Annotated in this window: 26 protein-coding genes; 13 read left to right on the top strand and 13 right to left on the bottom strand. The window is 68.2% G+C overall.

Annotated features, from left to right (window positions below; all coding sequences use genetic code 11):
- Positions 1–49: 49 nt before the first annotated feature.
- From DSC45_RS04770 to DSC45_RS04745, 6 genes are all read right to left on the bottom strand, one after another.
- Complete coding sequence (locus tag DSC45_RS04770; protein ID WP_240434463.1) at positions 50–1,753, bottom strand: ABC transporter family substrate-binding protein; 1,704 nt, start codon at positions 1,751–1,753, stop codon at positions 50–52.
- Between the two features lie 14 nt (positions 1,754–1,767).
- The gene (locus DSC45_RS04765; RefSeq protein ID WP_119287382.1) at positions 1,768–3,894 is read right to left on the bottom strand and encodes an ABC transporter ATP-binding protein; all 2,127 of its coding nucleotides are present in this window, start codon (positions 3,892–3,894) and stop codon (positions 1,768–1,770) included.
- Positions 3,891–4,793 (bottom strand): ABC transporter permease, encoded by a 903-nt coding sequence (locus tag DSC45_RS04760; protein ID WP_240434482.1) that lies wholly within the window; start codon positions 4,791–4,793, stop codon positions 3,891–3,893. Before DSC45_RS04760 ends, DSC45_RS04765 begins: the two co-directional genes overlap by 4 nt.
- Positions 4,794–4,851: 58 nt before the next feature.
- Complete coding sequence (locus DSC45_RS04755) at positions 4,852–5,835, bottom strand: ABC transporter permease (protein WP_119287379.1); 984 nt, start codon at positions 5,833–5,835, stop codon at positions 4,852–4,854.
- 910 nt (positions 5,836–6,745) lie between these two features.
- Positions 6,746–7,432: a hypothetical protein gene (locus DSC45_RS04750; protein ID WP_240434461.1), complete on the bottom strand. Its 687-nt coding sequence runs from the start codon at positions 7,430–7,432 to the stop codon at positions 6,746–6,748.
- Positions 7,433–7,726: 294 nt separating this feature from the next.
- Entirely contained in the window at positions 7,727–7,957 is a 231-nt protein-coding gene (locus DSC45_RS04745; RefSeq protein ID WP_119287377.1) for a hypothetical protein, read from the bottom strand.
- Positions 7,958–8,007: 50 nt separating this feature from the next.
- Between DSC45_RS04745 and DSC45_RS04740 the strand changes: the two genes are divergently transcribed.
- The 7 genes from DSC45_RS04740 to DSC45_RS04710 all read left to right on the top strand — a co-directional run bounded on the left by DSC45_RS04740 (position 8,008) and on the right by DSC45_RS04710 (position 16,502).
- Positions 8,008–8,832 (top strand): SDR family NAD(P)-dependent oxidoreductase, encoded by an 825-nt coding sequence (locus tag DSC45_RS04740; RefSeq protein WP_205571241.1) that lies wholly within the window; start codon positions 8,008–8,010, stop codon positions 8,830–8,832.
- Positions 8,829–9,227 (top strand): RidA family protein, encoded by a 399-nt coding sequence (locus DSC45_RS04735; protein WP_119287373.1) that lies wholly within the window; start codon positions 8,829–8,831, stop codon positions 9,225–9,227. The genes DSC45_RS04740 and DSC45_RS04735 overlap by 4 nt, the downstream gene beginning before the upstream one ends.
- Before the next feature lie 18 nt (positions 9,228–9,245).
- On the top strand, positions 9,246–10,922 hold the full coding sequence (locus DSC45_RS04730; protein WP_119287371.1) for an AMP-binding protein: 1,677 nt from the start codon (positions 9,246–9,248) through the stop codon (positions 10,920–10,922).
- Positions 10,923–10,985: 63 nt separating this feature from the next.
- The gene (locus DSC45_RS04725; RefSeq protein WP_119287369.1) at positions 10,986–13,364 is read left to right on the top strand and encodes a bifunctional salicylyl-CoA 5-hydroxylase/oxidoreductase; all 2,379 of its coding nucleotides are present in this window, start codon (positions 10,986–10,988) and stop codon (positions 13,362–13,364) included.
- Positions 13,361–14,512 carry an acyl-CoA dehydrogenase family protein gene (locus DSC45_RS04720; protein WP_119287368.1) on the top strand — a complete coding sequence of 384 codons (1,152 nt, stop codon included), beginning with the start codon at positions 13,361–13,363 and terminating at the stop codon, positions 14,510–14,512. Before DSC45_RS04725 ends, DSC45_RS04720 begins: the two co-directional genes overlap by 4 nt.
- The gene (locus DSC45_RS04715; protein ID WP_119287366.1) at positions 14,509–15,336 is read left to right on the top strand and encodes an enoyl-CoA hydratase family protein; all 828 of its coding nucleotides are present in this window, start codon (positions 14,509–14,511) and stop codon (positions 15,334–15,336) included. The genes DSC45_RS04720 and DSC45_RS04715 overlap by 4 nt, the downstream gene beginning before the upstream one ends.
- Positions 15,336–16,502, top strand: a complete 1,167-nt coding sequence (locus DSC45_RS04710) for an acyl-CoA dehydrogenase family protein (RefSeq protein ID WP_119287365.1) — start codon at positions 15,336–15,338, stop codon at positions 16,500–16,502. The genes DSC45_RS04715 and DSC45_RS04710 overlap by 1 nt, the downstream gene beginning before the upstream one ends.
- Before the next feature lie 92 nt (positions 16,503–16,594).
- On the opposite strand, the gene DSC45_RS04705 is transcribed toward DSC45_RS04710, so the two are convergent.
- Positions 16,595–16,822 carry an IclR family transcriptional regulator domain-containing protein gene (locus DSC45_RS04705; RefSeq protein WP_240434460.1) on the bottom strand — a complete coding sequence of 76 codons (228 nt, stop codon included), beginning with the start codon at positions 16,820–16,822 and terminating at the stop codon, positions 16,595–16,597.
- A 90-nt stretch (positions 16,823–16,912) separates the two neighbouring features.
- On the opposite strand from DSC45_RS04705, the gene DSC45_RS04700 reads away from it, so the two are divergent.
- Both DSC45_RS04700 and DSC45_RS04695 read left to right on the top strand, forming a co-directional pair.
- A complete protein-coding gene (locus tag DSC45_RS04700) occupies positions 16,913–17,116 on the top strand; it encodes a hypothetical protein (RefSeq protein ID WP_346426645.1) in 204 nt (67 codons plus the stop codon).
- A 150-nt stretch (positions 17,117–17,266) separates the two neighbouring features.
- Complete coding sequence (locus tag DSC45_RS04695) at positions 17,267–18,187, top strand: sigma-70 family RNA polymerase sigma factor (RefSeq protein ID WP_240434459.1); 921 nt, start codon at positions 17,267–17,269, stop codon at positions 18,185–18,187.
- A gap of 93 nt (positions 18,188–18,280) precedes the next feature.
- Here the strand turns inward: DSC45_RS04695 and DSC45_RS04690 are convergent, their stop codons facing one another.
- Together DSC45_RS04690 and DSC45_RS04685 are read right to left on the bottom strand one after the other, a co-directional pair.
- Positions 18,281–19,087 carry an enoyl-CoA hydratase/isomerase family protein gene (locus DSC45_RS04690; RefSeq protein ID WP_119287361.1) on the bottom strand — a complete coding sequence of 269 codons (807 nt, stop codon included), beginning with the start codon at positions 19,085–19,087 and terminating at the stop codon, positions 18,281–18,283.
- 108 nt (positions 19,088–19,195) lie between these two features.
- Positions 19,196–19,630, bottom strand: coding sequence for a hypothetical protein (locus DSC45_RS04685; protein ID WP_119287359.1), 435 nt, complete (start codon positions 19,628–19,630; stop codon positions 19,196–19,198).
- Between the two features lie 241 nt (positions 19,631–19,871).
- On the opposite strand from DSC45_RS04685, the gene DSC45_RS04680 reads away from it, so the two are divergent.
- Complete coding sequence (locus DSC45_RS04680) at positions 19,872–20,387, top strand: copper resistance CopC family protein (RefSeq protein WP_162929129.1); 516 nt, start codon at positions 19,872–19,874, stop codon at positions 20,385–20,387.
- Between the two features lie 86 nt (positions 20,388–20,473).
- Positions 20,474–20,866, top strand: a complete 393-nt coding sequence (locus DSC45_RS04675) for a cupin domain-containing protein (RefSeq protein ID WP_119287355.1) — start codon at positions 20,474–20,476, stop codon at positions 20,864–20,866.
- A 64-nt stretch (positions 20,867–20,930) separates the two neighbouring features.
- Here the strand turns inward: DSC45_RS04675 and DSC45_RS04670 are convergent, their stop codons facing one another.
- Both DSC45_RS04670 and DSC45_RS04665 read right to left on the bottom strand, forming a co-directional pair.
- The gene (locus DSC45_RS04670; protein WP_119287354.1) at positions 20,931–21,758 is read right to left on the bottom strand and encodes an NAD-dependent epimerase/dehydratase family protein; all 828 of its coding nucleotides are present in this window, start codon (positions 21,756–21,758) and stop codon (positions 20,931–20,933) included.
- A gap of 79 nt (positions 21,759–21,837) precedes the next feature.
- On the bottom strand, positions 21,838–22,587 hold the full coding sequence (locus DSC45_RS04665; RefSeq protein ID WP_119287352.1) for an SDR family oxidoreductase: 750 nt from the start codon (positions 22,585–22,587) through the stop codon (positions 21,838–21,840).
- Positions 22,588–22,747: 160 nt separating this feature from the next.
- Here DSC45_RS04665 and sigJ point away from each other — a divergent pair, with 160 nt between their 5' ends.
- Complete coding sequence (sigJ, locus tag DSC45_RS04660) at positions 22,748–23,644, top strand: RNA polymerase sigma factor SigJ (RefSeq protein WP_119287350.1); 897 nt, start codon at positions 22,748–22,750, stop codon at positions 23,642–23,644.
- Between the two features lie 401 nt (positions 23,645–24,045).
- Positions 24,046–25,200, top strand: a complete 1,155-nt coding sequence (locus DSC45_RS04655) for an alginate lyase family protein (protein WP_240434481.1) — start codon at positions 24,046–24,048, stop codon at positions 25,198–25,200.
- Between the two features lie 120 nt (positions 25,201–25,320).
- Here the strand turns inward: DSC45_RS04655 and DSC45_RS04650 are convergent, their stop codons facing one another.
- The gene (locus tag DSC45_RS04650) at positions 25,321–26,316 is read right to left on the bottom strand and encodes a pirin family protein (RefSeq protein WP_119287347.1); all 996 of its coding nucleotides are present in this window, start codon (positions 26,314–26,316) and stop codon (positions 25,321–25,323) included.
- On the bottom strand, positions 26,313–26,786 hold the full coding sequence (locus DSC45_RS04645) for a carboxymuconolactone decarboxylase family protein (protein ID WP_119287345.1): 474 nt from the start codon (positions 26,784–26,786) through the stop codon (positions 26,313–26,315). The genes DSC45_RS04650 and DSC45_RS04645 overlap by 4 nt, the downstream gene beginning before the upstream one ends.
- Between the last annotated feature and the right edge of the window lie 46 nt (positions 26,787–26,832).

Raw genomic sequence — 26,832 nt, 5'->3', positions numbered from 1 at the left:
CAGGGGCTCCGCCGCGTACCTGCTGCGGCGGAGCCCCCGGTGCCGTGGACTACTTCTTCTGCCAGCCGATCGTGGTGGGCGGGCCCTGGACACCGTAGTGGCCGTAGAACTGGGCCGAGCCGTAGTTGGCCAGACCCTTCTTGACGGCCCAGACGGTGGGGCCGTTATGCGTCGGCATGATGCCGTACGTCTTCATGGCCTTCAACTCGACCTCGTTGCCCGCCTTGAGCTGCTCGTCCAGGGTCGGGAGCTTGGAGACGGCCTTGACGTCCTTGTCCATGCTCTTCGGGGTCGAGCGGGAGACGTTGAGGGTGGAGTCGGAGCAGTACATCTGGCAGATGTACATCATTCCGTTCGGGTCGCTCGAGATGAAGCCCATGCCGAAGATGTCGAAGGCACGCTTGCTGAACACCTTGTTGAAGTCGGCGGAGGGGCGCGCATCGATGTCCAGCTTGACGCCGATTCCCTTCAGCATCTGGGCCATGGCCGTGGCACGTGCCTTGGTGGTGGACCTGTCACCGATGGTGGGGAAGGTCAGCTTCAGCTTCTTGCCGCCCTTCTCGCGCACGCCGTCCGAGCCGGTCTTCCAACCCGCGGCATCCAAGCCCTTCTTCGCGGCCTCGGCGTCGAACTTCACCAGCTTGCCGAAGTTGTCCTGGTACCCCTTCTGGAAGGGGTAGAGGTTGAAGGACCCGGGCAGGGGCTCGGTGTAGCCGAGTCCCTGGAAGGTGATCTTGGCGAGCTGGGAACGGTCGATGCCCTGCATCACGGCCTTGCGCACCGCGGGGTCCTTCAACTGCGGCGAAGTGCTGTTGAAGACCAGGAGGTTGTTGGAGGTGGTCGTGCCGCGGCGCAGCTCGGTGCCCTTCACCGACTTCACCTGGTTGACCTGCTCCCCGCTCTTCACCTCGACCGCGTCGATCTGGCCGTTCTTGAATGCGTTGACGGCGGCGCTCTCCTCCATCTGCATGAAGGTGAGTTCGTCCAGATGCGGTTTGGCGCCCCACCACTTGGGGTTGGGCTTGAAGGTGACGGTGCCGCCCTTGGAGTCGAACTTGGAGATGGTGTACGGACCGGCGCCCCACTCCGGGTGGGGCTTGTTCACGTACGCCTCGTTGAAGGGGCCGGACTTCGCGATGTGCGGGTTGACGACCCAGGCGAACAGGGACTTCCAGTACACGAACGTGCCGTCGTAGGTGATGATCGCCTGCTTGGCGTTCTTGCCCTTCTTCACCGACGCGATGTTGGAGTACCCGTCGGTGGAGCCGACGCTGAACTCCTTGTCCTTGCCGTTCTGCGCCTTCCAGGAGTCCCGGAACATCGTCCAGTCCATGTCCTGGCCGTCGTTCCACTTGGCCTTCGGGTTGATGTCGTAGGTGACCTGGGTGTTGCCGTCCACCTCCTCCTGCTTGACGTCACTGAGGTAGTCCTTGTTGTAAGTGACTTTGCCCTTCGGGTCGTTGAAGGACAGCTGCGGCTGGTAGAACCAGGCGAGCTTGGAGCTGTACAGCACGGCGTTGCCGTGCAGGTGGTTGAGCTGGTCGGGAATCTCCACGATGGGGAGCGTCAGCTTGCCCCCCTGCTTGAGGTTGCTCGCCGACTGGGGGTTGTACGACGTCAGTACGTCCTTCTCCGAGGTGGCACCCTTGGAGTTCTTCTGCCCGGAGTCGTCGGAGTCACCGCCGCCGCACCCGGAGAGGATGAGGGAGGCCGCGGCGGCGAAAGCCACTGCACTCAGTTTGATCTTTCTCATGACAGCCTTTCAGTTCACTTGTCTACAGACGCGGTCGTGTCCGCGAAGTGGCATGCGTCGCGGTGGTCGGTGTCTCCCCTCGCCGTGAGTTCCGGAGTGGCCCCGCGGCACTGCTCCTTCTGCGGCTCCGACAGAGTCAGGTGGAGCGGGCACCTGGTGACGAACCGGCAGCCCGGCTGATCGTCGGTCGGGCTGGGAAGGTCGCCCTTCAGCAGGACGCGTTCCCGGCTGCGTTCCGCGACCGGATCGGGCAGCGGGATCGCGGAGAGGAGCGCCTTCGTGTAGGGGTGTCTGGGGTCGTCGAAGAGGGAGTCGGTGGTACCGATCTCGACGATCCGTCCCAGATACATCACCGCCACACGATCGGAGATGTGGCGCACCACCGACAGGTCGTGGGCGACGAGGAGGTAGGACAGGCCCAGTTCGGCCTTGAGCTCGTTGAGCAGGTTGATGACACCGGCCTGCACCGATACGTCGAGGGCCGAGACCGGCTCGTCGAGGACGAGCAACTGCGGCTTGGTGGCGAGGGCCCGGGCGATGCCGATGCGTTGCCGCTGCCCGCCGGAGAAGGCACCGGGGAAGCGATCGCGGTGCTCGGGGTCGAGCCCCACCAGTTCCATGAGCTCCGCGACGTGGGTGCTGAGCACCTGCTTGTCGCGTTCACCGACCGCGCGGAGGGGCTCCGCGAGGATGTCGAAGACCGTCATGCGGGGGTCCAGTGCCCCCATGGGGTCCTGGAACATCATCTGGATGTTCCGGCGGACCGAGCTGATGTCCTGCTTGCGCTTCAGTTCCGCTGTGTCGTGGCCGCAGACGGCGATGCTGCCCTGCTCCGGCGGCTTCAGCCCCATGATCTCGAGGAGCGTGGTGGTCTTTCCGCACCCCGATTCGCCGACGAGTCCGAGCGTCTCTCCCTCACGGATGTCCAAGTCGATGCCGTTGACGGCGAAGACGGTGCCCACCTTGCGCTTGAGCAGGCCGCCCTTGGTGAGCGGGAACGTCTTGGTGACACCGGAGAGTTCCAGTACCTTCGATCGTTCCTCGCGCGGCACGGCGATGGCCCGGTTCTCCGGGATGGGCGGGAGGGGGTAGATCGGCCGACCGTCGATGGCGCCGTCGTCGATCTCCGGCGCACGCCTGCAAGCGACGGTGTGTGCGCCGCCGCTGTCGTCCGTGTCGACCGTCAACAGGGTCGGTTCGGCAGCCCGGCACGAGTCCTCCGCCACGGGGCAACGCGCCGCGAACGGGCAGGCGTCGGGCAGATCCACCAGGAGCGGCGGGGTGCCGGGGACCGGGGTCAGGGCGTTCCTGTCGCTGTCGTCCAGGCGGGGGATGGCACCCATCAGACCGATGGTGTACGGCATACGCGGTCGCGAGAACAGCGTGTCCACTCCGGCGCGCTCGACCGGGCGGCCGGCGTACATCACCATGACGTCGTCGGCCGAGCCGGCCACCACCCCGAGGTCATGGGTGATCATGATGACCGCGGCCCCGGTCTCGCGCTGGGCGGTCTTGAGGACGTCGAGGATCTGGGCCTGCACGGTGACGTCGAGCGCGGTGGTGGGTTCGTCCGCGATGATCAGGTCGGGGTCGTTGGCGATCGCCATGGCGATGACGGCCCGCTGGCGCATGCCACCCGAGAACTCGTGCGGGAATCCCTTGGCACGGCGGTCGGGGTTGGGGATGCCGACCAGGTCGAGGAGTTCGACGGCCCGTTTCCAGGCGGCCGCGGACGAAATGTCCTGGTGGATCTGGAGCGCTTCGACGATCTGGGACCCGATGCTGAAGATCGGTGTGAGCGACGACAGCGGGTCCTGGAAGATCATGCCGATGTGCCGGCCGCGGACCTTGGACATCGCTCGGTCGTCGAGGTCGAGGATGTTCCTGTCGCGGAGCGTGATCTCACCGGTGACCGAGGCGTACTCGGGCAGCAGACCCATGATCGCCATGGACGTCACGGACTTGCCCGAACCGGACTCGCCCACGATGCCCAGGGTCTTCCCGCGGTGCAGGTCGAAGGAGACGCCGCGGACGGCCTCCACCCGGCCCGCTTCCGAGGGGAATGCCACCTTCAAATCGCGTACGGACAGCAGAGGTTGGGCGACATCGGACTTGGTCGTGACAGCGCGCTGCTCGATCATGCGCGGCCTCCAGACTGAGAGGTGGGGTCGAGTGCGTCGCGCAGACCGTCACCGATCAACGCCATCGCCACGGTGAGCAGCACGACCATGGCTGCGGGCAGGTAGAACAGCCACGGAGCGGTGGACAGGGTGCTCTGGCCTTCGGCGAGCATGGAGCCCAGTGACACGTCGGGCTGCTTGACGCCGAAGCCGATGAAGGAGAGCGCCGTTTCGGCCTGCACGGTCGAGGCGACACCGAGGGTGAACGTCACGATGAGCAGGGACCCGATGTTGGGCACCAGGTGGCGGACGATGATGCGCATCGAGCTGACCCCCATGAAGCGGGCCGCCGTGACGTACTCGCGCTCGCGCAGGGACGTGGCGAGGGACCAGATCACCCGGGCTGTGAGCATCCAGCCGAACAGGGTGAGGACCACGACCAGGACCTGCCACTCGCCGCGGTAGTGCGTACCGACCAGGGCGATGATGAGGAACGAGGGGAGAATCAGCAGGAAGTGGACCATGCCGAGCATCACCCGCTCGACCTTGCCGCCGAAGTAGGCGGCAGTGGTGCCGAAAAGGCCGGCGATCACTGTGGTCAGCAGTGACACCGTCACGGCGATGGTCAGCGAGCGGCCGAGACCGTGGATGAGCTGGGCGTAGACGTCGTTGCCCGCGCCGTTCGTGCCCAGCAGGTGATCGCCGGCTCCGGGGGCGACGGACAGCGCGGTGAAGTCGGCCTCCACGTGGTCCCAGCGGGTCAGGTACTGACCGAACACCGAGAGCAGCAGGAGGAGGGTGAAGAGGATGAGGCCGCCCAGCGCCGCCTTGTTGCGCGCGAATCGACGCGTGTAGAGCTTGACCGGCGAGAGGCGCTTGCCCTGGACGACGGCCTTTCCCGGCTCCAGCGTCTCGGTCAGGTCGGCAGGCGTCTCGGGGTCGGCGTTGGAGCCTGCACCGTGTGTGTTGATGGCCACGTCAGCTCACCCTGATCCTGGGGTCGAGGGCCACGATGACGAGGTCGGCCAGAATCGCGCCGACGGCTGTCATGAGGGCACCGAAGGCTGCGACGGCGACGACACCGTGTACGTCGTTCGTGCCGATGGTCTTGGTGAAGTACTCGCCCATGCCGTGCCAGGCGAAGACGGTCTCCGCGATCACCGCGCCGGTGAAGAGGGCCGGCATCGCGAACGCGACCTGAGTGGCGACGGGGATGACCGAAGTCCGCAGCCCGTGCCGGTAGATGGCCTGCTTCCGCGTCAGCCCCTTGGCCCGTGCGGTGCGGACGTAGTCGGAGTTGATGTTGTCCAGGAGCAGAGAGCGCTGCAACAAGTGGTACGCGGCGTAGGAGATGAACGTGAGGGAGATCGTCGGCAGGATCGCGTGGGTTGCTCTGGACCCCAGGACTTCCCAGAACCCGGAGGCGTCCGGGCTCTGTGCTCCGGCGACCGGCAGCAGCGTGCTGCCCATGGCCTGGTTCAGCGCGATCGCGGCGAAGACCACCCCGAGTGCGGCCACCGCGGAGGGTGTGTTGAAGGAGAGGACGGAGAATCCCTGCCACACCCGGTCGGCGGCCTTGTACTGGCGTGAGGCGGTGTAGACGCCGAGTCCGACTCCGATGATGATGGACAGGATCGTTGAACCCAGGACCAGTTGGCCACTGACGAGGATCCGATAGGCGACCTGCTCGTTGACGCTGCCGCCGGTCGGCGACTGCCCCCAGTCGAAGTGTGTGACGAGCTGGGTCATCCAGTGCCACCATCGTTCCATGATGGGTTTGTCCGGATTGAGGTTGTAAAGCGCCAGGGCGTGGTTGATCTGGGCTGGAGTTCGAGGCGGTCGCAGCGCGGTGTAGTTCGACGCGGGCTTGAGGAATGCGTTGGCGAGGAAATACGTCAGGTTGGTCGCGATGGCGATCATCAAAAACCAGCCGACTATTTTGCGGGCGAGGTAACGCAGCACTGGTAGCCGGCCTTTCGTGATTAGGGTCGTTTCGGCCCGTTCATCCGGTGGTGACCGGACGCTCGCCCGTGGTGACGGGACGCCGGGGCTCTGGCGCTCAGGCAGAACATGGGGACCCTGTGCGGGTCGGAAAACGGTTGGCGCGGAGCCGTTTTCGTGTGCAAGCCTGAGGTGGGCCGGTGGAGCCGCACGGGCGGGCGAAGTGCGGGTGGGGGGTGCCGTTCATGGAGCGTCAACCTCGCGTGGGGGTAAGCCAGTTCAAGGCGACCGCTTGATTCGGCAGCGCCGCTGCTGACGCTTTCAAGTGCCCATGCGCACGTCAAGGCTGGTCAGGTCGCGATCCGGTTAAGTCGACACCGCATATCGGAGATTTCTTTCCGAAGTGTTTCCCATGCCTTGGTGGACATTCGGCAAAGCCATAGGCATCCCCGGGTGGCAAAAGGTGCTAAATGGCCGGTCGTGCGCATTCGCCCTTTTGGGGTGCGCCCAGGGCCGAAGCGCCGATTCGCCATTCCCTGGGCGATGTGTGGCCAACGTGCCGTCGGCGGCCTTTGTCCGGGTGAATGGCTCGGGGGCCGCATGGCCCGTCTCGGCCAGAGGCTCGCGCCCTGCTTGCTCGATCGGCCCCATGGAACGCCGGGTTCGTAAAGCCCCGACCGTTCGCTTCGGCCGGCACAGCACGCCGGAGTCGGCCCGTCTCCAGTCGTTTGCCCAGTTCCACGGGTGGTCGGCTCTCGACACCGGCGAACGCCGTCGGGAGGCGATCGAGTTGCGGTGTCGCCTCAGCTGTTGCGGTAGGAGGGCCGCTATGGCGAATTCCCCTGGTGCCCGGAGCATCGCGGCCCCGATCGCCGAGCGCGGCAGGTGCGGCCGGCCCCGGGGAATGGGGGCACCGTGTGTCCCACCCTCTTCACTGCCGACCTTCCGACGGCACACGGTGGACGCGTGACTCGCAGATGACGTACGCGATGGGCCCCAGCACCGCCGCACTCATGCTCGCCGTCAGCGCGACGCCGGGCCGGAACCATGCAGGGAGGTCGGCGAACAGCGCCCCGCCGGTGAAGATCACGCCGATGAGCGTCACCACCGTAAGCAGGATCCCGCCCACTGCGATCACCGCACCGCACCCGGAAAGGAATCTCCATGCCCGTGCGCGCAGTGCTCCGGGCCCTGTCGGGCGGAACGGTTCCAGGGCTCTGGTGACCTCGTCGGGCCACCGGACGACGAGCACGTCGTTCACGAAGCAGGGATCAAGAGTCGCGTGACGGAAGGTGATGGTTCGGTCGACAAGTCGGCGTCCACTGCCGGGCATCGGCAGTGGACAGGTGACCCTGCGGTGGAGGGTCACCTGTCCCGGTACCTCGGCGCTGATGACGAGCGTGTCGGACCCCTGCACGTCACTGCCCGGCCCGTCCTCGATCGCGTCGTCGATCACGCCGACGGCGAGATGCCCTCCGGCGAGCTGTTCCTCGCCCGGAGCGGGGCGCGGTATCGGCGGTGGGGCGGACTCGCGAACGATGGCGCTCCAGACCCGTCGGGGGAGGGACGGTCGTCCACCGATGCGGGGGTTCGGCTTCGCTGCCTGTTGATCGGTCATTGCCGCTCCGCTCCTGCTCGCGACGGGAGAACTTCTCGTTGTACGTCGTGTGGCCGTCCGGCGCTATGAGAATGTGCAACACCTCGCGCACGAACGCGAGGTCGGGGCTGATCCGGTGCAGGCCAGGGACACTGCTTCCTCCGTCGTGGCTGAAGCCCACTGTGCTCGCCCGAGTGGGATCGTCGGTGACGGCGGAGCCGCCGGCGCCATCGGAGGTCGATCCCGCCGCCACCCTGGCTCCGCGGTCCGGTCATGATCGGCCCTCCGCGCGTCGCGGGGTGATCCTCGGCCGGCTCATCGCGCGCCTCTTCGCGCCGCCTTGGGGTGGAGCTTCCTGCGGATCCTCTGCAGCTTCCTGTCCCGCGGCACCGTCGTCACGGTCGCGTCACCCTCCCCGTCGCGGGGTTCGGTGAGCACGACCCACCGATGCGCCTCGACGTCCTCGGCGGGGCCGAAGCCGGGGACCGAGCGGAGGTAGAACCCTCCCGCGGCCTCCTCGCCGAACAACTCCGTGGACGAGATCACCCTGCGCTGTTGCAGCGATCCGGAGTCCAGCTCCCCTCCGCCAGGGCCGCGTGACCACCCCGGTGTATGTCGCGCTCTTGACGACCGTCACAGAAGCGTGCCACGTTTTGAGTGTGGATCTGTTGAAGGACGTAGCGATAGTGACCGGCGCCGGGCGCGGGATCGGTCGCGCTGTGGCCAGGAAGCTCAGCGCCGAGGGGTGCCGCGTCGCCCTGACCGCGCGGAGCGAGGACGAACTGCGGGAGACCGCCGAGCTGTGCCCCGGGGAGACGCTGGTGCTGCCCGCCGACATCACTTCCCCCGAGGGCATCGACCGAACGTTCGAGTCCGTGGAACGGGCCTGGGGCGGAGCCGGTGTGCTGGTCCTGAACGCCGGAGCCGGTGCTTCCGCGCCGATCGCGAAGACGACCGACGAGATGTGGGCGGCCATGCTCGACCTGAATCTCACGGCGCCGTTCAGATGCCTGCGCCGGGCGGTTCCGGGAATGTCCGAGCGGCGGTGGGGACGCGTCGTCGTGGTCGCCTCGGTGGCCGCGAAACACGGCGAGCCCTACATCAGCGCCTATACGGCGAGCAAGCACGGTGTGCTGGGTGTGGTGCGCTCCGCCGCCGCCGAACTCGCCAGGAGCGGGATAACCGTCAACGCGGTCTGCCCCGGATACGTCGAAACACCCATGACGGAGCGCACCGTCGCCGAAATCGTCTCGAATACGGGACGGAATGCCGAGGACGTCCACGCGACTCTGGCCGCCAAGCAGCCCAACGCCCGGCTGGTCAGCGTCGAAGAGGTCGCGGAAACCGTCTGGTTGTGTGTGACCAACGCGGCTGTCAACGGCCAAGGAATCAATATCGATGGCGGGGGAGTGCAGTCATGAGCCTCGAATTCGTCAATCCGCCCGAGCTCGGGCGTCCCAGCGGTTTCTCGCACGCCGCGGTGGGGTCGGGAAAGGTCGTCTTTCTCGCCGGGCAGACCGCGCTCGACGACACCGGCCGCATCGTCGGAGACGGTGTGGTGGGCCAGTTCGAGAAGGCGCTGGGAAATCTCCTGGTCGCGCTCGCCGCGGCAGGAGGGGCGCCGGCGGACTTGGCCAGTCTGACGGTCTACATCGTCGACATGGACGACTACCGCGCACACTCCCGTGAGATCGGTGCGGTGTGGAAACGGCTGATGGGCAACGGCTATCCGGCCATGGCGGGAATCGGCGTGGCACGGCTGTGGGACCAAGAGGCCCTGGTCGAAGTGCAGGGGCACGCGATTCTGCCCGACTGATACCGCGAGGAGACATTGATGGTGCTGTCAACGTCCGCGCACGCAGACACATTCTGTCGCGACAATCTCCCGCCCGAATCCGAGTGGCCGGAATTCCTCGAAGTCCCCGGGCTCCGCTATCCCGAGCGCCTCAACTGCGCGGCAGAGCTGGTCGACGTCATGGCCGAACGCCTCGGCCCCGACCGGCCGTGCCTGCTCGCGCCGGGCGAAGCGCCCTGGACGTACGGGGACGTGCGCCGAGTCTCCAACCAGGTCGCCCAACTGCTCATCGACGACTACGGGATCGTGCCGGGCAACCGGGTGCTGCTGCGCGGCCCGAACACCCCCTGGGCCGTGGTCTGCTGGTTCGGCGTGATCAAAGCCGGCGCGGTGGCCGTCTCCACGATGCCGCTGTTGCGGGGCGGGGAACTCAGGGTCATCGCCGACATCGCGTCCGTCGATCTGGCCCTGTGCGACTTCCGTTACGTCGACGAGCTTCGCGGCGCCGACATCCCCGGGCTCCGCGTCGTGGAGTACGGAGACGAAGCCGGACTCGCCGCCGCCGCGCGCAAGCCCGAGTCCTTCACGCCCGTCGACACCGCGGCCGACGACGTGGTGCTGCTCGGGTTCACCTCGGGAACCACCGGCCGGCCCAAGGCGACCATGCATTTCCACCGCGACGTGCTCGCGATCGCCGACACCTTTTCGGCGCACGTCCTGCGCCCGGAGCCGCAGGACGTCTTCACCGGCACGCCACCCCTGGCATTCACCTTCGGCCTGGGCGGTCTGGTGGTCTTCCCGCTCCGGGCCGGCGCCTCCACCCTGCTGGTCGAGAAGGCGACTCCGGAGGAACTGGCCGATCTGATCGCCGAGCACGGGATCTCCGTCTGCTTCACCGCCCCCACGGCCTACCGGGCGATGCTCGCGGCGGGCCGAGCCGGTCAGCTCGCCACGCTGCGCCGGGCGGTGTCGGCGGGCGAGCATCTGCCCGCCGCGACCTGGCATGCGGTGCACGAGGCCACGGGCATCAAGCTCATCGACGGGATCGGCGCGACGGAGATGCTCCACATCTTCATCTCCGCCGCCGACGACGACATCAGAGCCGGCGCGACCGGCCGCCCGGTGCCGGGATACCTCGCCGCGGTCCTCGACGAGAACGGCGCCCCGCAACCGCCGGGCACACCGGGCAGACTGGCCGTCAAAGGCCCTACCGGCTGCCGTTACCTGACCGACCCCCGGCAAGAGGTGTACGTACAGAACGGGTGGAACATCACCGGCGACACATTTGTCGAGGACACCGACGGCTACTTCCACTACCAGGCCCGCAACGACGACATGATCGTCTCCTCCGGCTACAACATCGCCGGGCCCGAAGTGGAGGAAGCGCTGCTCGCCCACGCGGACGTCCGCGAGTGCGCCGTCGTCGGTCTGCCGGACGAGGCGAGAGGACAGCTCGTCAGCGCAGTGATCGTCCTGCACGACGATGTGGTCGGCGACGCCGCCAAGGCCGGCGAGCTGCAGCAGTTCGTGAAGCAGCGGATAGCGCCCTACAAGTACCCGCGCAGGATCGACTTCCGAACCAGCCTGCCCAAGAGTGCGACCGGCAAGATCCAGCGCTTCCGGCTGCGCGAGGGCCGATCGCCGGACGGCCCTTCCCCCGACGTTCCTTCCCCCACCGCACCTGACAGATCCGGGACTTCGCCCTCAGCGGTGTGACGAGGCTCCGGCGCCCTGACAGGCCGCCGTCAACTGTTCACGACAATCCGATCGGGAGGAACCTTGCGCATCGCGATCATGGGAGGCGGCCCCGGAGGGCTGTACTTCGCGGCACTCGCCAAACAGCTCGGGCCGCACCACGACATCACGGTCTGGGAGCGCAACGCGGCCGACGACACCTTCGGCTTCGGGGTGGTCTTCTCCGACGAGACGCTGGGCGGAATCGAGCACGCCGACCCGGAGATATACCGGCTCATGGAGCGGGAGTTCGCGCGCTGGGACGACATCGACGTGCACTTCCGGGACCGGACCGTCACCAGCGGTGGCCACGGGTTCGCCGCGATCAGCCGCAAGCGACTGCTGCAGATCCTCCAGCAACGCTGCGCCGAACTCGGTGTGAGCGTGCACTTCCTCACCGAGGCGCCGAGCGTCGAGACACTCGCGGACACGCATGACCTGGTTGTCGCGGCGGACGGGCTGAACTCGACGGTTCGCTCGACGTATGCCGACGATTTCGGGCCCAGCCTCGAGCGCAGGGCCTGCAAGTACATGTGGCTCGGCACCGACAAGGTCTTCGACGCCTTCAAGTTCTACATCCGCGAGACTCCGCACGGCGTGATGCAGGTGCACGGCTATCCGTTCGACGCCCGCGGCAGCACGTTCATCGTGGAGATGAACGAGAAGGTCTGGCACGCCGCCGGATTCGACGCTCTCGCCACGCGTGACCTCGCCCCCGGTGAGTCCGACGAGAAGTCGATCGCGTACGTGCGAGAGCTGTTCGGGGACGTACTCGACGGCCACGAGGTGAAGGCGAACAACTCCAAATGGATCGACTTCACCACGGTCCGCAACGAGCACTGGCGCCGCGGCAACGTCATCCTGCTCGGCGACGCCGCGCACACGGCCCACTTCTCCATCGGTTCCGGCACCAAGCTGGCGATGGAGGACGCGCTGGCACTCGCCGCCTGCCTGCACGAACACGACACCGTCGACACGGCGCTCACCGAGTACGAGGCCGAGCGGAAGGCCGTCGTCCTGTCCACCCAGCGTGCGGCACAGGCCAGCCTGGAATGGTTCGAGAACCTCGGCCAGTACGTCGACCAGGATCCGCTGCAGTTCGCCTTCAACATCATGACGCGCAGCCGGCGCGTCACGTACGACAACCTTCGGCTGCGCGATCCCGAGTTCGTCGAGGACGTCACCACCTGGTTCGCCGAGGACAACGCCGCGGCACTGGACCGGCCCGTCTGCGACGCTCCGCCGATGTTCCAGCCGTTCCGGCTCGGTGAGCTGGATCTGGTCAACCGCGTCATGGTGTCCCCGATGGACATGTACCGCGCCGACGAGGGGGTGCCGGACGACTTCCACCTGGTGCACCTCGGCGGCAAGGCCCTGGGCGGCGCCGGCCTGGTGATGACGGAGATGGTCTGCGTGAGTGCGACCGGCCGGATCACCCCCGGCTGCACCGGAATCTGGACGGACGAACAGGCCGGTGTCTGGCGGCGGTTGACCGACTTCGTGCACCGCGAGAGCGCCGCCAAGGTCGGCATCCAGGTGGGCCACTCCGGCCGGAAGGGCTCGACCCGAGTGATGTGGGAGGGCATCGACCAGCCCCTCGACGACGGGAACTGGGAGGTCGTCGCCCCCTCGCCGCTGGCATACCGGCCGGGAGTCAACCAGGTGCCGCGTGAGCTGACCACCGCCGACCTGCGCGCGATCGAGCAGGACTTCGTCGATGCGGCGCGGCGCGCGGACGCGGCCGGGTTCGACCTCCTCGAACTGCACTGCGCGCACGGCTACTTGCTCTCGTCGTTCATCTCGCCCCTGACCAACCGCCGCAACGACGGCTACGGCGGCGATCTGCAGGGGCGGCTGCGCTACCCGCTCGAGGTGTTCACCGCGATGCGCGAGGTGTGGCCGGCGCACAAGCCGATGACGGTACGCATCTCCGCCACCGACTGGGTCGACGGCGGCATCACCGCTGAGGACGCCGTCACCGTCGCCGCGGCGTTCAAGGCCGCCGGTGCCGCGGCGATCGACGTGTCCTCCGGACAGGTCAGCCCCGAGGAGACGCCCGCGTTCGGACGCTCGTACCAGACACCGTTCGCCGACAGGATCCGCAATCAGGTCGGTCTGCCCACCATCGCCGTCGGCGTGATCTCCTCCTACGACGACGTGAATTCGCTCCTCCTGGCCGGCCGGGCGGACCTCTGCGCGCTGGGCCGTGTCCACCTGTACGACCCGAACTGGACGTTGCACGCCGCCCTGGAACAGGACTACGCAGGGCAGGGCGCCGTCTGGCCGGATCCGTGGCGGGCGGGCCGGCGCAAGCCGCAGACCGGCCGCACCGACGGCCCCCGGCCGCGGCTGCAGCTCGTCCGGGAGGGCGAGCACGAGACTCGACATGCCAGGTGGCGCCCGGCCGAGGAGGGATCGCGATGAAGGAACTGGATGCCGACCAGCGGGCTTACACGGATCACGTACGCGAGTTGGCGGTGCATCAGCTGCTTCCGCTCGTCGGCAAGGCGGCGGAAGGCAGGGTGAACCGGCCGCTGCTCGCGGCGATGGGCCGGCACGGACTGCTGCGTGACCTGTTCGGAGGCTCGCCGCCGGAACCTCCCAAGGACGCCGCCGCACTTCAGCTGTGCCTGCTGCGGGAGACCCTCGCGGGTGTGTCGTCGGAGGCCGAGACGGCGCTGGCTCTGCAGGGTCTCGGCAGCTATCCGATCCTCCAGTCGGGCGGCCCCGGAACCATCGAGCGCTGGATTCCCGGAGTGGTCACGGGAGACACGGTCGCCGCGTTCGCCCTGTCGGAGCCGCAGGCCGGCTCGGACGCCGCCGGTCTGGATCTGCGTGCCGAACGGGACGGCGACGGCTGGCGGTTGACCGGCGAGAAGCTGTGGATCTCCAACGCACCCGAGGCAGACGTCTACTCCGTGTTCGCCAGGACCACGCAGGGCGCCGGGGCCCGGGGTGTCACCGCGTTCGCGGTCGACGGAGCCGCCGAGGGCCTCACCGGCGAGCACCTCGACCTGCTCTCACCTCATCCCATCGGTCGACTCGTCTTCGACGGGGTCCGTGTCGGACCACAGGACGTACTCGGCGAGGTCGACGCGGGATTCCGGGTCGCCATGCGCACCCTCGACCTCTTCCGGCCCAGTGTCGGAGCGTTCGCGGTGGGGATGGCCCAGTGCGCACTCGACGTCACCCTCGACCACGTCGCCACGCGCCGCGCCTACGGGGCGACGCTCGCCGACCAGCAGGCAATCCGCCACACGCTGGCCGACCTGGCCACTCAACTGGAAGCGTCCCGGCTTCTCGTGCACCGCGCCGCCCGCGCCTACGACGACGGGGCGCCGCGTGGTGAGGTGACCAAATCCGCAGCGATGGCCAAGCTGTTCGCCACCGAGGCGGCCCAGACCATCGTCGACCAGTGCGTGCAGCTGCACGGTGCCCGGGCGCTCCAGCGCGGGCACGTACTCGAGCACCTCTATCGAGACGTCCGGGCGCCACGGATCTACGAAGGCGCCTCCGAGGTGCAGCGATCCATCATCGCCCGTGAACTGCTCAAGGAAAGGAAACCCGAATGACGCGCTTCCGCGCATCCGCTCCGCTGACCACGAACTGGGAGCACTTCGACTTTGCCGTGCAGGGCGCCGTGGCGACAGTGACACTCAACCGTCCGGACAAGCTCAACGCGCTGACCTTCGAGGCCTACGCCGACCTGCGCGACCTGCTGGCCGAGCTGCCCCATCACCCCGGGGTCAAGGTCCTGGTCATCCAGGGCGAGGGACGCGGCTTCTGCGGCGGCGGCGACGTCAACGAGATCATCGGCGAACTGATCGCCATGAAGGCCGACGACCTCATGAAGTTCACCAAGATGACCGGGGACGTCATCCGCGCCATGCGCGAGTGCCCGATCCCGATCATCGTCAAGGTCCACGGAATGGCCGCCGGTGCCGGCGCGGTCGTGGCTCTCGCCGCCGACTTCCGCGTCGTCGGCCGGTCCGGCCGCTTCGCCTTCCTCTTCACGAAGGTGGGGCTCTCGGGCGGCGACATGGGCGCCGCCTACCTGCTCCCGCGCATCGTCGGGCTCAGCCGCGCCACATCGCTGCTCATGCTGGGCGACACGATCGGCGCCGAGGAGGCCGACCGGTACGGACTCGTCTCCCGACTCGTCGACGACGACGCGCTGGACGAGGCCGTGGACACCCTCGCGGGCCGGCTGGCCGACGGCCCGACCCTGGCGCTGTCCCAGACCAAATCACTGCTCACGCGCGAGCTCGACATGTCGATGTCGTCGGCGATGGAACTCGACGCCATGACGCAGGCACTGCTGATGACCACCGACGATCACGCCGAGTTCCACGCGGCGTTCAACTCCGGACGCCCACCCGTCTGGAAGGGGCAGTGATGAACCCGACGAACCGCGCGGACTTCCTCGAGACCGAGAGTCTTCTCGGCGAGGAGGAACGCGAGATCGGCCGGACCGTGCGCGACTACGCCCGCGCCGAACTGGCCCCGCACGTAGCCGATTGGTACGAACGCGGCACCATCCCGACCGAGGTCGCCAAGGGCCTCGGTGAGCTCGGCGTCCTCGGGATGCATCTCGACGGCTACGGCTGCGCCGGCACCTCGGCCACGGCGTACGGCGTCGCCTGCCGCGAACTCGAAGCGGTCGACTCCGGACTGCGGAGCCTGGTCTCCGTGCAGGGATCGCTGGCCATGTTCGCCCTCCACCGGTGGGGTACCGAGGAACACCGCCAGGAGTGGCTGCCCCGGATGGCCGCCGGCGACGCGATCGGCTGCTTCGGCCTGACCGAGTCCGACGCCGGCAGCGACCCCGGCTCGATGCGTACGTCCGCGCAGCGCGACGGCGAGGACTGGGTGCTCAACGGATCCAAGATGTGGATCACGAACGGCACTCTCGCCCAGGTGGCCGTCGTCTGGGCGCAGACCGACGACGGGGTCCGCGGATTCGTGGTCCCCACCGACACACCGGGTTTCGCCGCGCACGAGATCCCGCGCAAGCTCTCCTTGCGCGCATCGGTCACCGCAGAGCTGTCCCTCGACGAGGTCAGGCTTCCCGCTTCCGCGGCCCTTCCCGAGGTCCGCGGCCTGAAGGGGCCGCTGTCCTGCCTGAACGAGGCGAGGTACGGGATCCTCTGGGGTGCTGCGGGCGCCGCTCGCGCGTGCTTCGAGGAGGCGCTCGAATACACCCTCGCCCGCTCCCAGTTCGGGAAACCACTGGCCTCGTTCCAGCTCACCCAGCGCAAGCTGGCCGACATGTCGATCGCGGTGACCAACGCCGGCCTCACCGCCGTGCAACTGGGCCGGCTCAAGGACGCCGACCGCATCACCCCTGAACAGGTCAGCCACGGAAAGCTGGCCAACGTCCGGGTGGCGCTCGACGTCGCGCGCACCGCGCGAGGCATGCTCGGCGCGGCCGGCATCACGCTGGATCACACCGTGATGCGCCACATGAACAACCTCGAGACGGTATCGACGTACGAAGGCACCGAAGAGATGCACACCCTCAGCATCGGGCGGGCCCTCACCGGCATTCCCGCGTTCCGCTGACGCTGATCGCGGCCGCGAGCCGAGACGGGGGGAGGTTGCCCCTCAGCCGGTCAACTGCCCACCGGTTCCGGGCTGTCGGCCGACCGAGCCCCTCACTCGTCCAGAGTGAGGGCATGCTCGAGGTCGTCGGCAGCGGCCCGGAGCGTACGCACCGTGAAACGCAGGTGGTGCGGGTCGTAGCGGACGCCGGGCATCGATACGGACAGGCCCGCGACCGCGATGCCGTCGGCGGTGCGAACGGGCACACCGATGGCGACGACGCCGCCTTCGGAACGTTCCTGGTTCAGGGCGAACCCGTTGCGGCGGATCGTGGCGAACACGTCGCGAGGCAACGGCGCAAAAGCGACGCCGTCGACTGGGACGCCGTCCTGGCCGCGTACGAGGCAGTGAGACCGGAACACTGCCGACGCGTGGTCACGACATCGCGATCATGGGGTCGGCTGTGGCATCTCGACGGCCAGGACCGACAACGGCGCAACAACCTCCTGCGGAACCGCGATGTCCACGACTACACGTTCGTCGACTGGCTCTACGGCCCGACGGCAGTGGACCCGGACGACGAACCGGAGATGTTCACCCCCGTACCGCTCGAGCCCACCGGTCACGTGTCGTGAGCCGTCTCCGCGGTCGTGGCCCGACCTCCGACGGGGGAAGCCACCCTCGGCATCGCCCAGGGGAAGGAGCAACGGGAGTGGGATCCGGGGATGCGGCCTGACGAGACAGTACGGTGCACTCACCAATCGTTCAGGTAGGGGTGCACGCTCATGCTGGGAATGGACGCGGGGCAGCCGGACCCCGCCACGGACACTGCCCTCCCAGACCGGAACCTGCTGATGTCGTTGGCCTTCCGGCTGCTCGGCTCGACGCACGATGCCGAGGACGTCGTGCAGGAGACGTACGCACGGTGGTACGCGATGCCCGAGTCCGCCCGCACGGAGATCACATCCCCAACTGCCTGGCTGGTGAAGGTCGCTGGGCGGATCGGACTCGACCACCTCAGCTCCGCGCGGGTCCGCCGGGAGCGGTATCCGGGTGAGTGGCTGCCCGAACCGCTGCCGGACAGCGCGGTGTGGACCAGCGTTCTGCCCTCACGTCTGGCGGAGGACCCCGCCGATCGAGTCGCTCTCGACGACTCGATCTCCATGGGAATGTTGGTCATGCTGGAGTCCCTCACTCCTGCGCAGCGAGTGACGTTCGTCCTCCACGACGTGTTCAAGGTGCCCTTCGCCGAGATCGCCACCATCGTCGGCAGGAGCACGGAGAGCTGCCGCGCGCTGGCCGTGGCGGCTCGCCGCGGCATCGGCTCGACGCGAAGGAGCGAGGCACATCCGCTGGAGTACGCGAGGGTGGTCAAGGAGTTCAAGAGGGCGTGCCGGACCGGCCGACTCGACTGTCTGGCCGAGCTGTTGGACCCGCGGGTCGTCTCCCGTGCGGACGGCGGCGGCCGTGCCAGGGCTGCGCTCAGGCCCATCCACGGAGCGGACCGGACGGCGCGATATCTGGTCGGCGTGTTCCGGCGGGAATCCCACCTGGCCGTCACCCTGGAGAACGCGGGGCGCCGTCCGGCGCTCGTCTGCCGCGCGGACGGCGTGGTGCGCGGTGTCGTCTCACTGCACGTCGTGCGGGGCCGCATCACTGATGTGTGGCTCACCTTGAACCCGGAGAAGCTGGCTTCCTGGCCCTGACGGGCACGGCACGTGGAGCATCGAGCCCGTCAGCCCGTCAGCCCGTCAGCCCGTCAGCCCGTCAGCCCGTCAGCCCGTCAGCCCGTCTACCCGTCAGTTCGACTGCCGGGCCAGTGCGGCGAGTTCCGTGAGGCGGCGCAGCTGGGCGGAGCGTTCCGACTCCACCTGCTCGTCGGCCGCGTTGCCGGCCGCCGCGGCGTCGAGCAAGGCGAGTGTCTCGCGTACGGCGCCCGGCATGGACTGCGTGATCGATCGGGCCAGTTCATCGGCATGGGAGCCCAGTTCGTCCACCGGTACGACGGAGTTGGCCAATCCGATGCGCAGGGCCTCCGGGGCCGCGACCGGTCGGCCGGTCACACAGATCTCCGCGGCCCGCGCGTAGCCGACGGTTCGTACCAGCGGCAAGGTGCCGCCCAAGTCGGGTACCAGTCCGAACGAGGCCTCCGGCATCACGAACGCCGCGTCCTCCGCCACGACACGGATGTCGCAGGCGAGGGCCAGGTGGAAGCCGGCACCGACCGCCGAACCGGACACGGCCGCGATCGTCACCCGGTCCGGATCCCGCAACCACCGGAAGCCTGCCTGGAATTCGGCGATCACGTCCGCACCGTCCTGCGGTCCGAGCCCGGCGATCCCGGCGATGTCCGTCTCTCCCGGGATGCCGCCGGCGAGCATGCGCCGGTCCAGGCCCGTGGAGAAGTCGCTGCCCGAGCCACGCACGACGACCACGAGAACTTCGGGGTCGAGGCCTTCGCCGATCGCCTTGAGCGCCTGCCAGGTGGACGGTGTCTGTGCGTTGGAAGAGGCCGGACGGTCGAGGGTGATGCTCGCACGCGGCCCGTCCACGTCGAGGCGTACGCCGCCGCGTTCCAGGACGGTGGAGTCGATGGATCTCGGCATGTGGTGCCTCCGATGTCGTTGAGCGCCCCATCGTCTGGATCGCCTGATGGTTCGCGATGGCTGAGGGGAATGCGGGTGAGGATCCGCGCGACCGCATCCACCCCGGCGTCACCCGAGTGCCGGGGTGGAGGTGTTTTCCCGTCGCTGTTCGCGGCGGTCGCGGGAGGTGGTGACGACGATGATCGCGATTCCCAGGAGCGCCACGATCGCGTTTGCGGCGGTGAGGGTGATGGCCTCGCCGATCGTTGCGCCTTCGAGGTGGGCGAGGTGGTAGAAGAAGTGCGGCACGGAGAAGAGCGAATAGGCCAGCGAGGCGGGGACGACGAAGTGCGCCTTCGGTTTGACGAACGCGATGCCGAGCAGTAGCGCGATGCCGAGGGTTGCGCCGCCGAAGTCGCGGGCGTAGTGCTCGCTGAAAGGCGGGGTCAGGTCGACGGTCGGGAAATTGCGGTAGAAGGTGTCCGGTGAGATCGCGTTCCACCCCCCGACCACGATTTCGTCGAGGAACAGGATGGCGAGCCCGATCCGGATGAAGACGGTCATGGGGTTTCTCCTCCACTGTGCGCGGCTCGCTTCGCAGGCGCGTGCTCGGCACCGTTCGCGCGGTTCCATTGGATATGACTACGTAGGACGTCGTTTCGTGAGGTTGCACTCCTGATCGGCGGTTCGGCTCACATTCGGGTGCGCTGTTCGGTCGTAACCGGTGAGACCGCTGTCGAATCGAAGCTGGCGAGGCCATATGTGTGCAGCAGCGAGTCAGGTCCACGGGCGCCTTCGGCGAGGGTTGTTCGTCGCGACCGCTTTGTCGGTCGTGTTGTCGGTCCTGATGCCGGCCCACGGCGTTTCGGCGCACAGCGCGCTGCAGTCGAGCACGCCGCAGCTCGGCGAGCACCTTGCGTCGATGCCTCCGCAGATCGAGCTGAGGTTCGCGGAACCGGTGAAGGACATCGGCGCGAAGGTCACCCTGGCCGACGAACAGGGGAAGAACTGGGCGGCGGGATCGGCGGTCGTGGACGCCGCGGTCGTCTCGTCCGGGGTGCGGTCGGATATCCCCGACGGTCGCTACGAGGTGCGCTGGCGCAGCGTCTCCGGCGACGGGGCGCCGATGTCCGGCGTCGTGAGATTCGCGCTCGGGAACGCGAAGGCGGACTCCAACCCCCTCCATGCTGTGCTGACCGCCCGGGATGCTTTCTGGATCCAGATGGTGGCGTTCGCGGTCGTCGGTGCGTTCGTCGGCTATACGGCCTATGGCCTGGTCACCGTGTACGGCCGGCGTTCCCGCCCCCGGCGCACTGATTGACGCGGTGGACGCACCTCACATTCCGGGTCCGGCGGCGGTCATCAAGGGAAACGGACGAACCCGTCGTCCCGAGAGGAGCATCAGACATGGCTGATAACGCCGACTATCGATTGCTGGACCAGGCCCATCTCGAAAAGGGCATCGGCCCGTCGCATGTCATGACCGTCCGCATCGAACTCGAGCCCGGATCGCAGGGGTCGCCGCCGCACCGTCATTCCGGACCGGTCTTCGCCTACCTCGTCGAGGGGGAGCTCGTCTTCGAGCTCGAAGGGGAGCCTGAACGCGTGATCCGCGCGGGGGAGGCGTTCTGGGAGCCTGGTGGCGATGTCATCCACTATCAGGCTGCGAACAACCTCTCCGACGCCCGGAGCGTTTTCATCGCCGTGATGGTCTGTGCGCCGGGCGAGGAAATGCTGACGTTCGTGAGTGCGGACGAACTCGCGGAGCGCGCGCACCTGCGTCATCCACGCCCGGCATGAAGTGGCCGAGGGGCGGCACAGCATTCATGCTGTGCCGCCCCTCGGCCATGACTGGGCAGGCCGGTTACGGGTGTGGGAATCCCTGCCGCCAGGACGCGTACTTCGGATTCCAGCCCGCTGCGCGGGCTTTCGCGTTGGCAGCGCCACGGCCTCTCGGCGTCTCCTCCGGGAGTGCGGTGACCTTCGGCGCGGGTGCGGCGAGACCGGCGGCGTAGCGGGGCAGCCACTCGGTCGCCGGAGCGGGCTCGTCGTCCACGATGTTGTACGCGCCCGCGGGCCAGTCGATCGCCTGCACGGTCGCGGTGATCACATCGTCGAGATGGACGAAGGACGTGATCGCCGGAGTTGCCGGCACCAGACCGGCAGTCACCGCCTCGGCCATCCGAGCCCCGGGTGCGTACCAGGTACCCGGGCCGTACAGCATGCCGTACCGGAGGACAGTGGCCCGAGGCATGCGGCGGACCAGGTCCTCCATCGCCTCGATGGCCGAACCCGGCTCGATCGGGTCGTCCTCGACGGCAGGTGCTTCACCGGGGACGTATGCCCAGGCGATGCTCTGGACCATCATGCGTCCCACGCCCGCGGCCTCGGCGGCGGCGACGAGGTTCGCCGTCCCCGCACGCCGGATGCGTGCGTTGGCGTCGGTGTCGAAGTCACCCAGGTCGGTCAGCTCGTGCAGTACGAGGTCGGGCGCGGCCTCGTGCACGACAGCCGCCAGACGCGGGGCGTCGAAGACGTCGACGACGACACCTTCGGCGGCGCCTCGCTCGCGAAGGTGTGCGACGTTCTCCGCGCGACGGGTCGTGGCGGTGACGTGGTGTCCCGCCTCGGCGAGCTGCGGGACGAGTCTGCTTCCGATGACGCCGGAGCCACCGGCGAGGAAGATGCGCATGCCCAACGATTCCCTTCTTCCATGTGTTCAGTGAACTCTCGACGACTCGACTCCGCGAGGCCCTGACGGACCGGGCCGTTCAGCCGGCCTGGGCCGCGAGCCATTCGTCAAAGGTCTGTCGACCGAGACGTGTGCCGGCCCGCGGGAGCAGCGTGCCGTCTCGCATGCCGCGCCCCCAGGCTCCCGGGAGCGAGACCTCGATGACCGGCCGGCGCCGACCGGTCGCCGCGAGGTAGCGCCGGACGAGATCGGCCATCCGCTCCTCACGCGGCCCGGCAAGCTCGGGCACGACCCCGCGGGGCTCGCCGGCGGCGACCGCGACGAGCTCTGTGGCGACCTCCGTCACCGCGATCGGCTGCGCCCGCATCTTCGGAACCACCTGGAGCGGACCCGCCTTGCCGTGTCCGACGAGCTGCTTCGCGAACTCGTGGAACTGCGTCGTCCGCAGCAGCGACCAGCCACCTCGGTGCACCGCGGTCAGCGTCTTCTCCTGGGCAGCCTTGCCCGCGTAATAGTTCGCGTCGACCTCGGCGGCCCCGATGATCGAGATCGCGACATGGTGGGCCACGCCCGCCGCACGCTCTGCGGAAAGCAGATTCTGCGTGACGGTGGTGAAGAACGTGACGGACTCCTTGGTGGAGGTGCTGCTCGTCGCGGAGGCATCGATCACCGCCGATGCTCCGCGCAGCGCCTCCGTGAGTCCCGCGCCGGTCACCAGGTCGGCTCCGGAGCCTCGGCTGACCGACACGGGCTCGTGTCCCGCGGCGTGCACGGCGTCCACGACGTGACGTCCGAGCATCCCGGTCGCGCCGGCAACGACGATCCTCATCGGGTCACCGCCCCGGCCTCCATGTGCACCCGTGTGGACAGGGGCGAACTGGGGCGAAATCTTGTGTGCATACCTTTCAGGACGTCGCAGGCCACCGGAATGTGAGGCGCCACCTCACACTTCAGCCCGCCACGCGGTCTGATACGTGGAGGAGAACGCGATGACACTTGACGAACCCGACGCACTGCAGGCCGAGGTACTGGGGGAGCGACGCCACCTCGTATCGCTCGCATTCCGGATGCTCGGGACCGTGGCCGAGGCGGAAGACGCCGTGCAGGAGACCTACATCCGCTGGTACCGGCTGTCCCAGGAGGAGCGCGATGCGATCGAAGTGCCGCGAGCCTGGCTGACGCGTGCGGCCGGCCGTGTCTGCCTCAGCGTTCTGTCGTCGGCCCGGCGGCGCCGGGAGCGGTACGTGGGTCCCTGGCTCCCGGAGCCGGTTCCCGCCTATGCCTTCCCCTCGTCCGCCCCCGAGGACCCGCTCGAGCACGTCACCCTCGACGACTCGGTGAGCACCGCCCTGCTGGTGGTCCTCGAGTCCATGACACCCGCCGAGCGCGTCGCGTTCGTCCTGCACGACGTGTTCGCCATGCCCTTCGCCGAGATCGCAGAAGTGGTCGGACGCACGCCGGCCGCGTGCAGGCAGCTCGCGACATCCGCGCGCCGCCGGGTGCAGCACAGCCGTGCTCGGCGCGCGTCACGCGCCGAGCACGACAAGATCGTCAGGGCATTCGCCTCCGCGGCGAGAACGGGCGATGTCGCGGGCCTCGTCGCCGTCCTCGACCCGGAAGCGGTACTGCGCTCCGACGGGGGCGGCGTGGTGTCGGCGGCGCTGAACCCGGTCTCGGGTGCGGACAAGATCGTCCGGTTCCTCTTCGGCGCGCTCAGGAAGAATCCCCGGGCCACCGTGCTGGAACAGGAGACTCCCGACGGACTCGGATTCGCGCTCTGGGACGAGGGGCGGATCATCGGCGTCGTCACCCTGGAAGTCGCGGCCGATCTCGTGACCGACGTGCGGATGGTGATGAACCCCGACAAGCTCACGCTCTGGAACTGACCCTCACATTCTCGCGCGCCGTCCGGTCCTGAGTGCAGGCGGCGCACCCTCGGCGCCCGCCCGCGGTCCGGCACGCGCCGAGGGGTGGAGGCGCGCCTTCATGCCGCTGCCCGGGCTTCCTTCACGTCGTGAACTCACCTCTTGACGCGGCCTGGCGTTGCCTCTAACTTCCTGACGCACCAGCCGTTCACGCTCTCGGCCATCGTTCATGTGGCTGAACTGCCGTACGACTGCTGTGACTTCGGCCGTCCCCCCACTGGAAGGCACCCCCCATGCGCAACGACCCCACACCCCCGACCCGCACCAGATCCGGTACTCCGGCCCTCCGGTCCCGCGCCCTGCGCCGCCCCCGAGCCTTACTCCTCGCCGTCGCCGCGGCACTGGCCGCCGTGCTCGGCGCGATGCTCCTCGCGCCGGCCTCCGCCGCACCCGAAGAGCCCGCGCCGTCCCCCGCGTCGGCGGCCGCCGCCCCGGCCGAGTTCACCCACCCCGGCGTACTGGTCAGCCGTCCCCAACTCGACTTCGTACGCAAGCGGGTGAACGCCGGCGAACAGCCCTGGAAGGGCGCCTACGACGAGATGCTCGACAGCAGGTACGCCTCACTCTCGCGCACCGCGAAGCCTCGCGAGGTCGTCGAGTGCGGCTCGTACTCGGACCCGAACATCGGCTGCACCGACGAGCGCGAGGACGCGATCGCCGCGTACACGCTCGCCCTGGCCTGGTACATCACCGAGGATCCGCAGTACGCCGAGAAGGCGATCGAGATCATGGACGCCTGGTCCGACGTGATCAAGGACCACACCAACACCAACGCCCCGCTGCAGACCGGCTGGGCCGCCTCCTCGTGGCCGCGCGCCGCCGAGATCATCAAGTACACCTACGACAGCTGGCCGAACGCCGACCGCTTCGGCACCATGCTGCGTGACGTCTACCTCCCGGAGGTGGTCAACGGTTCGCAGAGCAACGGCAATTGGGAGCTGACGATGGTCGAGGCCACCATCGGCATCGCCGTCTTCCTCGAGGACCGGAGCGTCTACGACAAGGCGGTCGAGAAGTTCCACGGACGCGTGCCCGCCTACCTCTACCTCGAATCCGACGGATCCCTGCCGAAGACCGCCCCGGGCAGCGGACTGGACACCCCCGACGAGATCATCGAATACTGGCACGGGCAGTCCACGTTCATGAACGGCCTGTCCCAGGAGACCTGCCGCGACCTCACACATGCCGGCTACGGATTCTCGGCCATCTCGCACATCGCCGAGACCAGCCGCATCCAAGGTGAGGACCTCTACCCGGAGATCGCCGACCGACTGCGGCACGCCTTCGGCCTGCACGCCAAGTACCAACTGGGCGAGCCCGTTCCCGGAAACCTCTGCGGCGGCAGCCTCAAGGACAAGCTCGGACCCATCACCGAGGTCGCCTACAACGCCCTGCACAACCGTCTCGGACACCCCATGGACAGCACCGGACGTCTCACCGAACAGCAGCGCCCGTCCGGCTCCAACAACCTCTTCGTCGCCTGGGAAACACTGACCCACGCCGACAACCCGTCCTGACATACGGAAGAACGACCAGAGGCAAGTTTGTACCGATCACCCGGATCGGTACAAGCCTGCCGCCGGCCATCGACCTGCGCCACGACAGACTGCCGTCATGCCGCTCCGAGCGCCGCCGCACTAGGCACGTGGCCGCATCCTCGAGTTCGGCAGCACCGGCGCGGGCAGCGGCGGCAGTTGCCCGGGCGGGAACTCGCCGAACAGGGCGGGCTTGCCGGTGTCGACAGGATCGGCGGGCTCGAAACCGAGCTCGGCCTGATACCGGCGGCGGAACTCGACGATCTCGTCGTGACTGCGCCCGATGAAGTTCCACCACATCACGATCTGCTCTCCCAACGGCACACCGCCCAGCAGGATGACGCGGGCTCCGGTGTCACCGGCCGTGATGACCAGCGTCTCGGATCCGGGTGGGACGTAGGCGAGTGACCGATGGTCGACGGCGGCCGAGTTCACCGTGACGGCGGCGTTCTCGGCGAGGACGGCGTGCTCGAAGTCGGCCCGCACGGTGAGCCGGGCCTCGGAGCCGGGCTCCAGTACGAGTTCGGCACCGAGCAGGTCGGGTGTCCGCGTATCGACCGGGGAGACCGAGCCGAGGAGTTCGCCGATGAACACACGAGCCGTGACACCGGGAAGCGCCACCGGCTCCGGAACGTGATGCACGAACGCGTTCTCACCGAAACGCGCCTCGTCCGGCAGCGCGTACCAGAGCTGTACGCCGTGCAGAGTGCTCACGTCGGGGCCGCTGATCTCCTGATGCGTGATGCCACGGCCCGCGATCATCAGGTTGAGCTCGCCCGGCACGACCGGCGCCGAGTTGCCGCCGGAGTCGAGATGGTCGACATGGCCGGCGAACAGCCAGGACACCGTCGCGAGCCCGGTGTGCGGATGCCGCGGCATCCGCATGCCGCCGGTCTCCGACACCGCGTCGGGACCGAAGTGATCGAGGAAACACCACGACCCCACCAACGACCTCCGCCGCTGCGGCAGTGTCCGGTGCACGGTCGTCGCCCGCACACCGCCGAGCGGAACCGGACGCGGCGTGAGGACCTCCACCGCGGTGCAGGGCTCCCCCTGCTCCAGGACTTCCGGACGAGGATGCGTCTCGAGGTTGCTCATCGCGCGATCTTCCCCTCCGCGTCACGGAGACGCACCGGGTGGTGACTGAGAATCGATATGCGGTTGAAGGCGTTGATGGTGACCGCCACCCACTCGGCCGCGACGAAGGCCTCCTCGCCGAGCACCGACTGCGCCCCGGCGAGATCGGCCTCCGACTCCTCGGTGGTGGGAAGTGAGGTGACGGCTTCGGCGACCGCGAGCACAGCCCGCTGCCGCTCGTCGAACACCTGGGTCTCCCGCCATGCCGGCAGCAGGTCCAGCTTCTGCTGCGCTGCCCCGGCCTTCCTCGCCTCGCGCGCATGCAGGTCCATACAGAAGGCGCAGGCGTTGATCTGCGACGTACGGAGTTTGATGAACTCGACTTCCTGCAGCGAGAGTCCGCGCTGCAACGCCGCCTCGCGGATCGCCGCCGAGAACGCTCTCGCGGCCTTCCACGCCTCGGGCATGACCTTGTCCAAGTACGGACGCATCGTTTTCCTCTTCCGCGGAGACAGCGCCTGCTCGCCCTCCGCTCTC

Origin of the sequence: Streptomyces sp. YIM 130001 (genome assembly GCF_003574445.1) — a bacterium.
Classification (GTDB): Bacteria; Actinomycetota; Actinomycetes; order Streptomycetales; family Streptomycetaceae; genus Streptomyces.
Note: the sequence above shows the minus strand (reverse complement) of the source record. Positions and strands in the feature narration are given on the sequence as shown.

Coding starts and splice junctions, on each gene's coding strand:
- sigJ (WP_119287350.1), top strand. CDS start 22,748: ATGACACTTGACGAACCCGACGCACTGCAGGCCGAGGTACTGGGGGAG.
- DSC45_RS04685 (WP_119287359.1), bottom strand. CDS start 19,630: ATGACCGTCTTCATCCGGATCGGGCTCGCCATCCTGTTCCTCGACGAA.
- DSC45_RS04750 (WP_240434461.1), bottom strand. CDS start 7,432: ATGACCGATCAACAGGCAGCGAAGCCGAACCCCCGCATCGGTGGACGA.
- DSC45_RS04695 (WP_240434459.1), top strand. CDS start 17,267: ATGCTGGGAATGGACGCGGGGCAGCCGGACCCCGCCACGGACACTGCC.
- DSC45_RS04655 (WP_240434481.1), top strand. CDS start 24,046: ATGCTCCTCGCGCCGGCCTCCGCCGCACCCGAAGAGCCCGCGCCGTCC.
- DSC45_RS04735 (WP_119287373.1), top strand. CDS start 8,829: ATGAGCCTCGAATTCGTCAATCCGCCCGAGCTCGGGCGTCCCAGCGGT.
- DSC45_RS04690 (WP_119287361.1), bottom strand. CDS start 19,087: ATGCCGAGATCCATCGACTCCACCGTCCTGGAACGCGGCGGCGTACGC.
- DSC45_RS04765 (WP_119287382.1), bottom strand. CDS start 3,894: ATGATCGAGCAGCGCGCTGTCACGACCAAGTCCGATGTCGCCCAACCT.
- DSC45_RS04645 (WP_119287345.1), bottom strand. CDS start 26,786: ATGCGTCCGTACTTGGACAAGGTCATGCCCGAGGCGTGGAAGGCCGCG.
- DSC45_RS04770 (WP_240434463.1), bottom strand. CDS start 1,753: ATGAGAAAGATCAAACTGAGTGCAGTGGCTTTCGCCGCCGCGGCCTCC.
- DSC45_RS04650 (WP_119287347.1), bottom strand. CDS start 26,316: ATGAGCAACCTCGAGACGCATCCTCGTCCGGAAGTCCTGGAGCAGGGG.
- DSC45_RS04675 (WP_119287355.1), top strand. CDS start 20,474: ATGGCTGATAACGCCGACTATCGATTGCTGGACCAGGCCCATCTCGAA.
- DSC45_RS04670 (WP_119287354.1), bottom strand. CDS start 21,758: ATGCGCATCTTCCTCGCCGGTGGCTCCGGCGTCATCGGAAGCAGACTC.
- DSC45_RS04715 (WP_119287366.1), top strand. CDS start 14,509: ATGACGCGCTTCCGCGCATCCGCTCCGCTGACCACGAACTGGGAGCAC.
- DSC45_RS04710 (WP_119287365.1), top strand. CDS start 15,336: ATGAACCCGACGAACCGCGCGGACTTCCTCGAGACCGAGAGTCTTCTC.
- DSC45_RS04665 (WP_119287352.1), bottom strand. CDS start 22,587: ATGAGGATCGTCGTTGCCGGCGCGACCGGGATGCTCGGACGTCACGTC.
- DSC45_RS04730 (WP_119287371.1), top strand. CDS start 9,246: ATGGTGCTGTCAACGTCCGCGCACGCAGACACATTCTGTCGCGACAAT.
- DSC45_RS04720 (WP_119287368.1), top strand. CDS start 13,361: ATGAAGGAACTGGATGCCGACCAGCGGGCTTACACGGATCACGTACGC.